The organism is Saccharopolyspora hirsuta, from assembly GCF_008630535.1.
GTDB lineage: Bacteria > Actinomycetota > Actinomycetes > Mycobacteriales > Pseudonocardiaceae > Saccharopolyspora > Saccharopolyspora hirsuta.
Genome location: NZ_VWPH01000028.1, coordinates 1 through 13,074 on the forward strand (window position 1 = coordinate 1; position 13,074 = coordinate 13,074).

Annotated in this window: 13 protein-coding genes; 7 read left to right on the forward strand and 6 right to left on the reverse strand. The window is 72.3% G+C overall.

All coding sequences use genetic code 11. The annotated features are described in order from the left end of the window. The 5 genes from F1721_RS34030 to F1721_RS34050 form a co-directional block, all read left to right on the forward strand. On the forward strand, window positions 1-746 hold a 746-nt coding region (locus tag F1721_RS34030; protein WP_150070969.1), incomplete at its 5' end, for a hemolysin family protein. Then, on the forward strand, window positions 743-1,783 hold the full coding sequence (locus F1721_RS34035) for a hemolysin family protein (protein ID WP_150070970.1): 1,041 nt from the start codon (window positions 743-745) through the stop codon (window positions 1,781-1,783). The genes F1721_RS34030 and F1721_RS34035, both read left to right, overlap by 4 nt. Window positions 1,784-1,874: 91 nt before the next feature. After that, the gene (locus F1721_RS34040; protein ID WP_246155532.1) at window positions 1,875-3,389 is read left to right on the forward strand and encodes a protein kinase domain-containing protein; all 1,515 of its coding nucleotides are present in this window, start codon (window positions 1,875-1,877) and stop codon (window positions 3,387-3,389) included. A gap of 22 nt (window positions 3,390-3,411) precedes the next feature. Then, window positions 3,412-4,326: a 3-methyladenine DNA glycosylase gene (locus F1721_RS34045; RefSeq protein ID WP_150070972.1), complete on the forward strand. Its 915-nt coding sequence runs from the start codon at window positions 3,412-3,414 to the stop codon at window positions 4,324-4,326. Between the two features lie 7 nt (window positions 4,327-4,333). Then, on the forward strand, window positions 4,334-5,089 hold the full coding sequence (locus F1721_RS34050; protein WP_150070973.1) for a hypothetical protein: 756 nt from the start codon (window positions 4,334-4,336) through the stop codon (window positions 5,087-5,089). A 9-nt stretch (window positions 5,090-5,098) separates the two neighbouring features. Here the strand turns inward: F1721_RS34050 and F1721_RS34055 are convergent, their stop codons facing one another. Next, entirely contained in the window at window positions 5,099-6,373 is a 1,275-nt protein-coding gene (locus F1721_RS34055; RefSeq protein ID WP_150070974.1) for an MFS transporter, read from the reverse strand. A 91-nt stretch (window positions 6,374-6,464) separates the two neighbouring features. Here F1721_RS34055 and F1721_RS34060 point away from each other — a divergent pair, with 91 nt between their 5' ends. Next, on the forward strand, window positions 6,465-7,427 hold the full coding sequence (locus F1721_RS34060) for an ArsR/SmtB family transcription factor (protein ID WP_246155534.1): 963 nt from the start codon (window positions 6,465-6,467) through the stop codon (window positions 7,425-7,427). On the opposite strand, the gene F1721_RS34065 is transcribed toward F1721_RS34060, so the two are convergent. The 3 genes from F1721_RS34065 to F1721_RS34075 are packed head-to-tail and all read right to left on the reverse strand — an operon-like array spanning window position 7,428 to window position 10,223. After that, window positions 7,428-7,808: a winged helix-turn-helix transcriptional regulator gene (locus tag F1721_RS34065; protein ID WP_150070976.1), complete on the reverse strand. Its 381-nt coding sequence runs from the start codon at window positions 7,806-7,808 to the stop codon at window positions 7,428-7,430. It abuts the gene before it with no gap. A 7-nt stretch (window positions 7,809-7,815) separates the two neighbouring features. Next, window positions 7,816-8,994: a GDSL-type esterase/lipase family protein gene (locus F1721_RS34070; RefSeq protein WP_150070977.1), complete on the reverse strand. Its 1,179-nt coding sequence runs from the start codon at window positions 8,992-8,994 to the stop codon at window positions 7,816-7,818. 41 nt (window positions 8,995-9,035) lie between these two features. Beyond that, window positions 9,036-10,223 carry a Bcr/CflA family multidrug efflux MFS transporter gene (locus tag F1721_RS34075; protein ID WP_150070978.1) on the reverse strand — a complete coding sequence of 396 codons (1,188 nt, stop codon included), beginning with the start codon at window positions 10,221-10,223 and terminating at the stop codon, window positions 9,036-9,038. Between the two features lie 124 nt (window positions 10,224-10,347). Here F1721_RS34075 and F1721_RS34080 point away from each other — a divergent pair, with 124 nt between their 5' ends. Then, window positions 10,348-10,917 (forward strand): TIGR03086 family metal-binding protein, encoded by a 570-nt coding sequence (locus F1721_RS34080; RefSeq protein ID WP_150070979.1) that lies wholly within the window; start codon window positions 10,348-10,350, stop codon window positions 10,915-10,917. Window positions 10,918-10,922: 5 nt separating this feature from the next. Here the strand turns inward: F1721_RS34080 and F1721_RS34085 are convergent, their stop codons facing one another. Together F1721_RS34085 and F1721_RS34090 are read right to left on the reverse strand one after the other, a co-directional pair. After that, window positions 10,923-12,032, reverse strand: coding sequence for a zinc-binding dehydrogenase (locus tag F1721_RS34085; RefSeq protein WP_150070980.1), 1,110 nt, complete (start codon window positions 12,030-12,032; stop codon window positions 10,923-10,925). Window positions 12,033-12,120: 88 nt separating this feature from the next. Next, window positions 12,121-12,858 carry an SDR family NAD(P)-dependent oxidoreductase gene (locus tag F1721_RS34090; protein WP_150070981.1) on the reverse strand — a complete coding sequence of 246 codons (738 nt, stop codon included), beginning with the start codon at window positions 12,856-12,858 and terminating at the stop codon, window positions 12,121-12,123. Between the last annotated feature and the right edge of the window lie 216 nt (window positions 12,859-13,074).

Consider the following 13,074-nt stretch of genomic DNA (forward strand, 5'->3'; position numbering starts at 1 on the left):
AGCACGGGACGTTGGATGAGTCCACGGCGGAGTTGATGGACCGGTCGTTGCGGTTCGGTGAGCGCACCGCTGAGGAGCTCATGACGCCGCGGGTGCGGGTGGAGTCGCTGCAGGTCGGTGACAGTGTCCTGGACCTGCTGGAGCTGGCCCGCCGCACGGGCTTCTCCCGATTCCCCGTCCACGGCGGCGACCTCGACGACATCCACGGCGTCGTCCACGTCAAACAGGCCTTCGCCGTCCCCGCCGACCGACGCGGCAGCACCGCGGTCGAATCGCTGGCGCGGCCGATGCCGACCGTGCCCGAGACGCTCTCCGGCGACGCGCTGCTGAACCGGCTGCGCGGCTCCGGCCTGCAGCTGGCCGTCGTGGTCGACGAGTACGGCGGGTCAGCGGGCATCGTGACGCTGGAGGACGTGGTCGAGGAGATCATCGGCGACGTCCGCGACGAGCACGACCGCCGGGAGATCGCCGCCGTGCGCCGCTCCGGCGACCGCACCTGGATCATCTCCGGCCTGCTGCGCCCGGACGAGCTCAACGAGGCCACCGGCTTCGCCATGCCCGACGGGGACTACGAGACCGTCGCCGGGTACGTGCTGGCCCACCTCGGCCGCATCCCGGAGGTCGGCACCCGGCTGCCGGTGGACGGCTGGGAGCTGACGGTGTCCCGCATGGACCGCAACCGCATCGCCGAACTCCGGTTGACCCGCGAACCCGAGCACGCCGAGGCGACGGGGGCCGCCCGATGAGTGATGGTTTCGCGATTCTGCTGGGTGTTGTGCTGCTGTTGCTGAACGCGTTCTTCGTGGGGGCGGAGTTCTCGCTGCTGTCCTCCCGACGCGACAGGCTGGAAGCCCTGGCCGCACAAGGCAAAACCCGCGCCCGGCTGGTGATCAACGCCAGCCAGCAGGGCTCGCTCATGCTCGCCTCCGCCCAGCTCGGCATCACCCTGTGCTCCCTGGGCCTCGGACGCCTGGGCGAGCCCGCCGTGGCCCACCAACTCCAAGTCCCCTTCAGCGCGCTGGGGATCCCCGAGCCGGTGACCCACGCGGTGGCCTTCGCCATCGCGCTGGCACTGGTGGTCGTGCTGCACGTGCTCATCGGCGAAATGGTCCCCAAGAACCTGGCCCTGGCCGAACCGGAGAAAGTCGCCCTGTGGCTGGTGCCGCCGCTGGTCGGGTTCGTCAAACTCGCCCGCCCGCTCATCGCCCTGTTCAACATGATGGCCAACACCGTCCTGCGCCTGATGCGCGTGGAACCCAAGGACGAACTCGACACCGCCTACACCTCCGCCGAACTCGCCGAACTCCTCGTCGAATCCCGCCGCGAAGGACTCATCGACCACTCCGAACACCGCCGACTCACCCAAACCCTCAACTCCATCCAACACACCGTCACCGACGTCCTCGTCCCGATGACCGAGCTCACCACGCTGCCCACCCGCCCCACGCTGGGCGACGTGGAACGCGTGGTCGGCGAGACCGGGTTCTCCAGGTTCCCGGTCCGGGGCGACGACGGCCGACTGCGCGGCTACCTGCACATCAAGGACGTCCTCGACCAGGCCGGGCAGGACCCGTCCACCCCGATCGCACCGGCCCGCATCCGGCGGCTGTCCACGGTTCCGGCCGACGCTCGGCTGGACGAGGCCCTCGCGTCCCTGCGGCGCACGGGCAGCCACCTCGCCACCGCCGTCGACACCACCGGCACCCCCGTCGGCGTCGTCGCGATGGAAGACCTCGTCGAGGAATACGTCGGCACCGTCCGCGACGGCACGCACGTGCACTGACGGCGACACCCTCGTGCACTCGCGGTGAGCGGGTCGGGCGATCTCGCCCGACCCGCTCACTCGTTCGAGGGAAATGCGGGATGATCAGGGGGTGCGTCACCTCGTAGACACCGCCCCCGGACACCGGCTGATCGGCGCTCGCTACCGCCTGGAGGCCACCATCGGACACGGCGCGATGGGCCACGTCTGGGCCGGGACCGACGAGCTGCTGCACCGCCCGGTCGCGGTCAAGGAGCTCCGCCTGTCCCCCGGCCTCGCCGAGGAGCAAGCGGCTGAGATGCGAGAACGCGCGCTGCGCGAGGCGCGGGCGATGGCTGCGCTCAACCACCCGAACACCGTGCTGCTCTACGACGTCGCGCGCGAGGACGACCAGCCGTTCGTCGTGATGGAACTGGTGCACGGGCTGAGCCTCTCCCAGCTGCTCAACAAGCACGGTTCGCTCCCGCCCGCGAAGCTGGCCGTGCTCGCCGACGGTGTCGCGGCCGCGCTGCAGGCGGCGCACCAGGTGGGCCTCGTGCACCGCGACGTCAAGCCCGGCAACGTGCTGCTCGGCGCCGACCGCCTGGTCAAGCTCGCCGACTTCGGCATGTCCCGCAGCACCGCGGAGTCCACCCTCACCCGCTCCGGCGTGCTGGTCGGCACCCCCGCCTACCTGGCCCCGGAGATCGCGGTCGGCGGCGAGCTCGGCGCGAACGCGGACCTGTGGAGCTTCGGCGCCATGCTGTTCGCCGCGGCCGAGGGGCGCCTTCCCTACGAGAGCACCGGCGATCCGCTGATCACCATCAGCTCGATCGTGCACGGCCCGGTGCCCGCGCACCGGCAGACCGGGCCGATCGGCGAGGTGATCAGCGGGCTGATGGTCAAGGACCCGGCCCGCCGGATGCCGCTGCTGGAGGTGCGGCAGCGGGTGCACGACCTGGCCCGCCAGGCCGGGGCGCACCCGTTCGAGGACTACCTCCGCGACATCGAACCGCCCCGCCCGATCACCCCCACCGCACCGCCGTCCGACCAGCCCACGGCCCCGGCCGCGAAGCGCTCCACCACCCGCACCGCGATCGTGCTCGGCGCGGCGGCGGTGCTCGCGATCGGCGCCGCGACCGGCGGTTTCCTGCTCGGGCGCGCCGGTGAACCGATCCCCGCGGGGGTGCCCCAGCGGGGAACTCCCACGTCCTCCCCCACCGCGGCCGCCGACGACAGCCCGTTCGGCGCGCTCGAGGCCGAGCACGCGTCCTCCGGCCACAACGCTGGCCAGCTCGGCTCCGAGCGCGGCGAGGGCGAGCCCGTCCAGTTCGCCAGCGGGATGAAGGACGGGTCCTCGCTCACCTTCGACAACGTCGAGTTCGGCTCCGCCACGGCGACCGAGGTCTCCGCCAGGCTGCGCCTCGTCGACAGCGCGGCCAAGGGCAAGATCGAGCTCCGCCTGGGCGGGCCGTCCGGTGAGCTGATCGCCAAGATCCCGGTGTCCTCGAAGCGCGGGGAGGGCTGGAAGGCGGTGCCGGTCGAGCTGCTGCGCCCGCTGACCGGGCGCCACACCGTGCACCTGTCGGTCATCGCCGACGAGTCCGCCCCCGTCCTGGACCTGGACTGGGTGCGGTTCCACCGCTGACCCCGACTACCCTTGACCGGCGATGACCGTGCTGTCCGAAGACCAGTGGCGGGCCCGGCAGGCCGCCCACCGCGAACGCGTCGCCCGGTGGACCGAACCGCACCGAGAGCGCCAGCACGAGCACCGCAAGCACCCGGTGCTGGACTTCCTGTTCACCTACTACTCCTTCCGCCCGGCGCGGCTGGAGCGCTGGCAGCCGGGCGTGGGCGTCGCGCTGGCCGGTGGTGAGGAGTTCCTGGCCCGGCGCGGTTTCACGGCCACCCCGGACGGCGTGGCGCTGGACCCCGCCGCGTTCACCGAGAAGCGCCGCAGCACCGCGGAGTTCGTGCTGGGGCTGCTCAGCGCCACCGCGTCCCGCAAGGCCCGGCTGGGCTGCTTCGGGCTGCACGAGTGGGCCATGGTCTACCGCACGCAGCCCGCCGACATCCGCCACTCCGGCTGGCCGCTGCGGCTCGGGCACGCGGGCACCGACGAGGTCGTGGACTCGATGCAGATCAGCTGCACGCACTACGACGCGTTCCGGTTCTTCACCCCACCGGCCCGCCCGCTCAACGCGCTGCAGCCCGAGCGCACCGACCAGGTCCGCCTGGAGCAGCCCGGCTGCCTCCACGCGAACATGGATTTGTTCAAGTGGTGCTACAAGCTGGACCCGTTCGTGCCCGCCGAGCTGGTCGCGGACTGCTTCGAGCTGGCCGTGCGGGTCCGCGAGCTGGACATGCGCGCCAGCCCCTACGACCTGCGCGAGCTCGGCTACCAGCCGGTCCCGATCGAGACGCCCGAGGGCCGCGCGGACTACGTCCGCAGGCAGCGCGAGTTCGCCGAGGAGGCGGCGGTGCTGCGGCAGCGGCTGATCGACACCTGCCGGGACTTGCTTCGCTGGGCTGACGCCGGTTTCGGAGCAGAACCGCACTCTCCCACCGGACCGGCCGTGCAATGATCACGCGGTGACCACCCACTACTGGCAGCACGTCGAATTCGAGGATCCCGCCCTCGAAACGGCGCGTCGCGAGCTCCACGCACCGACCGGCGCGTTGGGCGTGGACGAAGCGTTCCTCGCGTTGCTGCGAAGCGGCCGGACGGTGGCGGTGAGCATTGCCCTGGACATGTACTCGGCCGAGGAGCGAACCAGCAGGTGGGGCTTCGCCAATCCCCTGCAAGAGCATGCGGACGAGGTGCTGGAACGTGCCCGCGAAGTACTGCGTAGGCCGCCGATGCCCGCAACGGACAGCGGCGCAGCGCACGACGGCGCTGATCATGCCAGTGCTCTCGGCGCGATGATGAATCTTGCGCGACCTGATGACGCGGACCTGCTCGCTGCAGTTCTTCGAGCCCCGGCGAGCAGCGAGGTGCTGCTCACCGCTTGCATGGCCGCGGACGGCGCGTTGTGGGCCGACGAGCCCAGCTCCGAACTCATCGCCGCTCTCGGCGAGATCGTCTTCGACACCGCTCGCACGACCGACCAGCGAAAGGACGCACTCCGCGCACTCGGCAACGTCGAGGCGTCATCTGCGGCCGACATCGCGGTGCGAGCCGCGCAGGACGAGGACGCGGAGCTGCGGAGCACCGCGGTCGCAGTGCTGGCCACTGCGCATCTCAGCACCCACCGCCCCCTCGTCGAGGAGTTCTTCGCGGCCTGCCCGCGCACAGACCCCAACTACCTCAACATCCGCGACCAGTTGGAAGACGCCGGGAACGCCTGACCTCCGTCCTCACCTGGTCGCGGCAACCCGTGTGACCGTCGGCTCCTGAGCTTCGGGAAGCTCGCGCAGCGAGCGCAGCGGCGAGAGGAACACCGCCAGCCAGGTCACCGCGAAGACTCCCGCCGAGACCCACAGCACCGCGCGGGCGCCCGCTGACCCGCCGAGCGCCCCGGCCAGCACTCCCCCGACGGCGAGCGCGCCGGTGAGCAGGAAGCGGAATGTCGCGTTCATCCGGCCCATCAGGTGGTCCGGGGTGATCGACTGCCGCAGGCTCACGGCGAGCACGTTGCCGATACCCGTCTTGGTGGTGAGCACCGCCCACCCGGCTGCGGCGAACCACAGCCCGGAACCGCTGCTGAGCAGCGGCACCGCGCACCCGGCGCAACTGGCCGCCACGCCGGCGATCCACAGCACCCGGCCGTACCCGAAGCGGGCCGCCAGGGCTCGCGCGCAGACCGCCCCGGCGAGAGCTCCGCAGCCGCCGACGGCGAGGAAGACCCCGAGAACCCACTCGTCGAGCCGCAGCTCGCGGACGAACACCACCGGCAGGACGGTGATCGTCAGCGTGGTGGCGAAGTTCGTCAGCGCGCCTTCGATCGCCAGCGGTCGCAGCACCCGGTTCCCGAGCACGTGGTGCAGCCCGTCCCGCACGTCCGGCCACACCCTCGATCCCGGCCGCGCCGGAGCCGCCGGTGCCGCCACCCGGATCCGCCACAGCACGACGGCCGAGCACGCGTAGCTGAGCGCGTCGAGCGCGATCACGACCGGCGCGGCGAACGCCGAGGCCAGGAACCCGCCCGCGCTCCGGCCGATGATCTGGTTCACGCCGCGCGCGCCCATCAGCCGGGCGTTGGCCGGCACCAGGTGGTCGCGGCCCACCAGCTCGGGCAGGAAGGTCTGCGCGGCCACCTCGGAGAACACCGTCGCCACTCCGCCGAGCAGCGCCACCGCGTACAGCTGCGGCATCGTCAGCGCCCCCAGCAGCCAGGCGACGGGGACCGAGCCGTACAGGACCGCGCGCACCACATCCGTGGTGATCATCACCGCGCGGCGGGGCAGCCGGTCCACCCAGGCACCGGCCGGCAGGCCGATCAGCAGGAACGCGGCCGTGGTGAGGGCGGTGAGCGCACCGACCTCGGCCGCGCCCGCGCCGAGCGCGAGAACCGCGGTCAGCGGCAGCGCGACGAAGCTGATCTGGGTGCCGAAGTCGCTGCCCGCGATGGCGGCGAAGAACGACCGGAACTGCCCCGGCAACCGGTCCGGGACCGCTGGTTTTTCGATCACGCGGCGACGATCGCGGTTGCCGGGCCCGGCGGCCACGAATTTAGACTGGGCCGAATCCACCACCGGGAGGCCGCAACTGCTCAGGATGACGATGTCGGCCGAAGGCCTGGCCCGGATCAGGTTCGCCCGCTCCCCGCTGTGGGAGGTCACGGCCAGCGTTCGCGTCCTGAAGGAACCCGGCAAGCACCCGCTGCACCACGCGTGGCGCGCCCAAGCGCAGGCCCGGCTCGACCGCGGCACCACCGATCTTTCGCTGCTGTTCGACCTGATCCCGACGCCGAGCAGGATCCTGCCCGGGTTCCTCGCCCCGGTCCCGGCCGGACAGCGACCGACGCTGGCCGAGGAGCTGGCGGATCTCCGGTCGGTGCCCGAGCACTCGGTCCGCGCCATGATCGAGAGCGCCGTGCGCACGCCATCCGAGCCGGTCCGCCGGTTGCACGCCGACCCGGCTCGCGAGCTGCCTCGGCTGGCCGAGGTGATCGAGGCCTACTGGGCGCTGGCCGTGGAGCCGTGGTGGCCGGAGATGCAGGACCTGCTGGACCAGGACGTCCGGCACCGCGGCGCGCTGCTGGTGGAGGGCGGTGCCGCGCGGCTGTTCAGCGAGCTCAGCCCGGCGGTCGAGTGGCGCGAGGACGGGTTGCGCGTGCGGCACCGGTACTTCGAGGGCACGCACGTCCTCGACGGTCGCGGGCTCGTGCTGGTGCCGTCGACGTTCATCTGGCCGGTCGTGTTCTCCAAGCTGGAGCCGCTGTGGCCGAGCGCGCTGCGCTACCCCTCCCGCGGCATCGGCGCGCTCTGGGCACCTAAGCGGCCCGCTTCGCTCGACGCGTTGGCCGCGGTCGTCGGCCGGTCCCGGGCTGTGCTGCTGGCCGAGCTGGACGTGCCGAGGTCTACCACCGAGCTCGCTCGCCGCACCCGGATGTCGGCGGGCAACGCCTCGCAGCACCTGACCGCGCTGCGCGCTGCCGGGCTGGTCGCGGTGCAGCGGGAAGGCCGGTACGTCCTCTACAGCCGTACCGCTCTGGGCACCGGACTGCTGGCCGGGGCGGGCTGATCAGGCCTGGTCGTGGGCGGTCCGGGCGGCGAGGATCTGGTTGACGTTGCGCTCGGACCAGTCGGCGATCGCCGCCACCGGGGCGCGCAGCGAGTGGCCGAGCTCGGTGAGCTCGTAGGTCACCTTGGGCGGGATCTCCGGGTAGGCCGTGCGGGTCACCAGGCCGTCGCGCTCCAGCGCGCGCAGCGTCTGGGTCAGCACCTTCGGGGCGACGCCGCCGATGCCCGCGCGCAGCTGGGTGAAGCGCAGCGGGCCGTCGGCGAGCAGGGTCACCACCAGCACCGTCCACTTGTCGCCGATGCGGTCCAGCACCAGCCGGGTCGGGCAGTTCGGGTCGGTCAGCTTCCCCCGTTCGAACGCGCTGTCCTGCTCGGTAACCATGAGATACCTATAGCACAGCGGTGAACGGTCCCCCCGGCCCGAAGACCCGCCCGGCGAAGCGCTCGGCGATGCGCCGGTGCGCGGCGGCGTCCGGGTGCAGCGCGTCGGGCAGCGGGAGCTCGGCGAAGTCGGTCTCGCCGTAGAGCTCGCGGCCGTCCAGGTGGTGCAGGTTCGGGTCGTCGGCCGCGCGCTGGGCGGTGATGCGGGCCAGCTCCTCGCGGATCACGTTGAGCGTCAGCTTCCCCGCCGCGCGTTCCGCCGGATCACCGGTGGCCCGGAAGCGCACCATCCCGTCGTCGAACACCGGGGCGCCGGGACCGGGGGTGTCCTCGTGGATGGGGCACAGGATCGGCGAGATCACCAGCAGCGGCGTGCTGGGGTGGCCCTCGCGGATGGTGTCGAGGAAGCCGTGCACCGCCGGGCCGAAGGCGCGCAGGCGCATCAGGTCGGCGTTGACCACGTTGATGCCGATCTTGACGCTGATCAGGTCCGCCGGGGTGTCGCGCAGGGCGCGGGCGGTGAACGGGTCGAGCAGGGCGCTGCCGCCCAGCCCGAGGTTGATCAGCTCCACGCCACCGGCCGCGGCGGACAGCGCGGGCCACGTCGTGGTCGAGCTCTCGGCGTTCGAGCCGTGGCTGATCGAGCTGCCGTGGTGCAGCCACACCCGGCGGCCGCGGTCCGGGACGGGTTCGACCGGGGCGTCGGTGCGCAGCTCGACGAGCTCGGTCTTCTCCCGGTACGGCAGCCAGATCTCGACGTCCTTCGCCCCGGCGGGGAGCTCGGCGAACCGGACGGTGCCGACCGGTCCGGCCTCTGTGGACACCGCTCCGGTGGCCATGTCGATGGTCACGACGTTGCCGCCGGGCGCGGTGGCGCGGCTGACGAGGCGGCCGTCGACGAGCAGGTCGTAGGCGTTGCCCGGCAGGGTCTGGGCACCGCGGTAGACCGTTTTGGTGGACAGCACGTCGAGTTCGACGGCCGTCGCCGCGGTCCGGAAGGCCAGCCGAACCCCGGACGGCTGGGATTCCACCATGGACAGCTGCCCGTCGGCGCACTGCGCACGCGCCCTCGCGGGCAGGCGGTGCGGCAGCACCCCGCGTTCGGTGCGCTCCAGTTCGAGCGCGCCGCGCAGGATGCTCTCGGTGATCGGCGTGGTGATCCACGTCGAAGCGGGGTTGTCGTGCATGGGGCCCACCCTCTCAACCGGACTTCCGGATCGCACCTGATTTACGCGGCGGTCCCGCGCCTGGCCAGCACCGCGAAGACGAGCACCGCCGCCAGCGAGAGCGCGCCCATGACCAGGCCCATCGGCAGGGCGGTGTCGGTGCCCGCCGAGCCGACCAGCGGGGCGGCCAGGGCACCGGCCGAGAACTGCATCACACCGAGCAGCGCCGAAGCGCTCCCGGCGGTCTCCGGGTGCCCGGACAGCGCCAGCGCCGTGGCGTTCGGCGAGACCATGCCGATGCTGGACACCACCAAGAACAGCGCGGGCAGCAGCCCGGCCAGTCCCGCGCCGGTGGCCGCCGACACCGCCACGGCGACCCCGCCGAGCGCGTTGCAGCACAGGCCGATCGACAGCAGGCGGCGGGGTTGCGCGCGCTCGACCAGGCGGGCGTTGAGCTGGCCGACGAGCACGATGCCCAGCGAGTTGATCCCGAAGACCAGGCTGAACGTCTGCGGCGACATGCCGAAGACGTCCTGCAGCACGAAGGACGAGCCCGAGATGTAGGCGAACATCGCCGCGAACGCCAGCGCGGCCGACAGCGAGTACCCGACGAAGGCGCGGTCGGCGAGCAGGGCGCGGAAGGTGCGCAGCGTGTCGCCCAGGTTCCCGGCCCGCCGGTTCTGCTCGGGCAGCGTCTCGCGCACCCCGAACGCGGACGCGGCCAGCAGCACCGCCCCGATCAGGCCGAGCGCCAGGAACACCCCGCGCCACGACGTCACCCGCAGCAGCTGCCCGCCGATGAGCGGCGCGAGGATCGGCGCGAGCCCGTTGACCAGCATCAGCAGCGAGAAGAACCGGGCCATCGCCACGCCGGAGTACAGGTCGCGCACCACCGCCCGCGCGATGACGATCCCGGCCGCCCCGCCCAAGCCCTGCACCAGCCGCAGCCCGGCCAGCGCGTACGCGGACGGCGCGACGGCGCACAGCAGCGAGGCCAGCGTGAACACCACCAGCCCGACCAGCAGCGGGCGCCGCCTGCCGAAGGTGTCCGAGAGCGGCCCGGCGACCAGCTGCCCCAGCGCGAGCCCGAGCGTGCACGCCGTCAGCGACAGCTGGACCTGCGAGGCCCCGGTGCCGAGCTCGGCGGCGATCTGCGGGAAGGCGGGCAGGTACATGTCGATGGCCAGCGGGCCGAACGCGGACAGCCCGCCCAGGATCAGCACGTACTTGGTCCTGTTCGGTGCAGACATCCCCAGCCTCGTTCGTTCGCCGCGCAAATGATCCGAGAGCACGTTAACCGACCTGGCGCGGCGCGATGAGTTCGGTGGCCCGGGCTGGTCTGCACGGTCGGAGCGACGATTCGAGGAGGCCCCGATGCGCGACCTGGCACCCGCCGCCGACCGGCTGGCCGAGCTGCTGACCGGCGTCACCGACGCCCAGCTCACCGCCCCGACCCCGTGCGCGGACTACACCGTCGGCGACCTGATCGACCACATCAGCGGGCTGAGCCTCGCGTTCACCGCAGCAGCCGCGAAGGACCGCTCGCTGACCTCGCAGGGACCGTCCGGGGACGCGTCCCGGCTGCCCGCCGACTGGCGCACCCGCATCCCCGAGCAGCTGACCGCGCTGGCGAAGGCCTGGGAGGATCCAGCTGCTTGGGAAGGCATGACGCAGGCGGGTGGGATCGAGCTGCCCGGTGCGGTGGCCGGGCTGGTCGCGCTGGACGAGATCGTGGTGCACGGCTGGGACCTGGCGAAGGCCACCGGGCAGCCGTTCGACTGCGACGAGGAGTCGCTGACCGCGTGCCTGGAGTTCGTCGGCCCGGCCGCCGAGAACCCGGGACCGGACAGCCCGTTCGGCCCGCCGGTCGAGGTCGCCCCGGGCGCCCCGCCGCTGGACCGGCTCGTCGGTCTGACCGGCCGGGAGCCCACCTGGCGCCCCTGACCCGCTCAAGGCAGGCGGGGGTCGATGACGGCCTTGATCTTGCCCTGGTTGGCCATCGCGGCCAGGGCCTTGGACGCCCCGGTCAGGCCGACCGGTTCGCTGAACAGGTCGGACCACGGCATCCGGTCGGCGAAGGCGCGGAAGAACTCCACCGCCCGGTGGTAGTCGGCGATGTCGCCGTTGAGCGATCCGCGCACGGTCAGCTCCTTGCCCATCACCTCGCCCAGCGGTACCGGGGTGGGCTTGGTGCCGGTGGAGCCGACCACGACGATCGTGCCGCGCTGGGCCGCCATCCCCACCGCCTCCTCGCCGACGGTGTCCGCCCCGGCGAAGTCGAACACGTAGTCCGCCCCGCGCCCGCCGGTGAGCTCGCGCACCTTCGCCATGCGGCTCACCGGTTTCCGGTTCAGCGGCACCGTCGCGTCGGCGCCGAACCGGATCGCGGCGGCCAGCCTGTCGTCGGGGCCGCCGATGGTGATCACCTTCGCCGCGCCCGCGATCCGGGCGGCTGCCGTGGCGAAGATGCCCAGCGCTCCCGCTCCTTGCACCGCGACGGTCGATCCGGGGCGGATGCCACCGGCCCGGTCGAACGCGCGCAACACGGTCTTGCCCGCGCAGCCGGACATCGCCGCCCAGGTGTCCGGGACCTCGTCGGGCAGCAGGAGCTTGGCCGCACCCGGGGTCACGTAGCAGAGCTGGGTCAGACCGCCGGTGGCGTAAGGGCTTCGGTCGGCGCGCTGGCGGAATCCGTAGCCGCGGTCGGCGCACGCCACCGGTTCGCGCAGGACGTTGCAGCCGTAGCAGCGGCCGCAGACCGACTCCGACCAGCCGATCCGCGCACCCGGTTCGATCGGGCGCCCCAGGGCGTCCGATGTGGACTCCCCGACCGCGACGACCTCGCCGACCATCTCGTGGCCCAGGATCATCGGCAGCATGCCGGGGAAGGTCATCCGGCCCTGCCACAGGTGCACGTCGGTGCCGCACAGCGTGGTGCAGGTGATCCGCACCAGGGCCGCGCCGGGTTCGACCTCGGCGGGCAGGGGGACGTCCTGCAGGGCCAGCGGTTGCACGTGCCCGGTGAGCACGGCGGCCGCGGTGGTGTTCGGGAGCGCCATCGCCAACCTCTTCTCGGGGATCACCACGGACGATCAACAGACTACGAACGGAGACGGAAAAATCCTGCGCTGGCAACAACTCGACAGCTCAGCCGAGCAGCTGACCGCCGTCGACCGGCAGGCTGGCACCGGTGATGTGCCGGGCCTGCGGGGAGGCCAGGAACACCACGGCCGGGACCACGTCGTCGACCTCCGCGATCCGGGCCAGCGGGATCCGCTGCTCCCACGCGGACCGGGCGGCGGCATCGGCGGTGAGACCGGCGGTCATCGGGGTGCGCACCGGCCCGGGCGCCACCGCGTTGACCCGGATTCCGCGCGGTGCGAGCTCGATCGCGGCTGATCGGGTCAGGGCCTCGACGGCGGCTTTGCTCGCCTCGTAGTGCCCGAGCCCCGGCGTCGGCTGCCGCGCGCCGATCGAGGTGATGTTCACGATCGCGCCCCGGCCGCGCTCGGCCATGCGCGCGCCGACGGCCCTGGTCATCAGGAAGGTGCCGCGGAGGTTCACCCGGAAGCACGCGTCGAAGACCGCGACGTCCAGCTCCACCAGCTGGCCTCCCCCGGCGGTCAGGCCAGCGTTGTTGACCAGCACGTCGACCTCGCCCACCCGGTCGTGCACGTCGCGCACCGCGGCTTCCACCGCGTCGGCGTCGGAGATGTCCACCGCCACCCACTCCGCGCCCAGACCGGCCGCGACCTCCTCGGCGGCTTCGGCGGAGATGTCGGCGACCACGACGCGATCTCCGTTCGCCGCGAAGGATTCCGCGACACCGCGGCCGATCCCGCTGGCGGCTCCGGTCACCAGCACCACGCGGGGCAGTTCGTCCATCGCAGACCGTCCGTTCTCCCGGCGCGGGACCTGCCGCGCATCCGGATCAGGTTTTATTATACGAGCGTAGACTAAAAAGCCGTTGCGCTGAAGGGAGTCTCAATGATGTTGTCAAGCCGCTTGGGCGGCGATCGATGGCATCGTGGGCTGCCAGGTGCGGTGGTCGCGGATGAGTGCCCAGAGCACGTCGACGCGGCGGCGGGCGAGGGCGAGGAT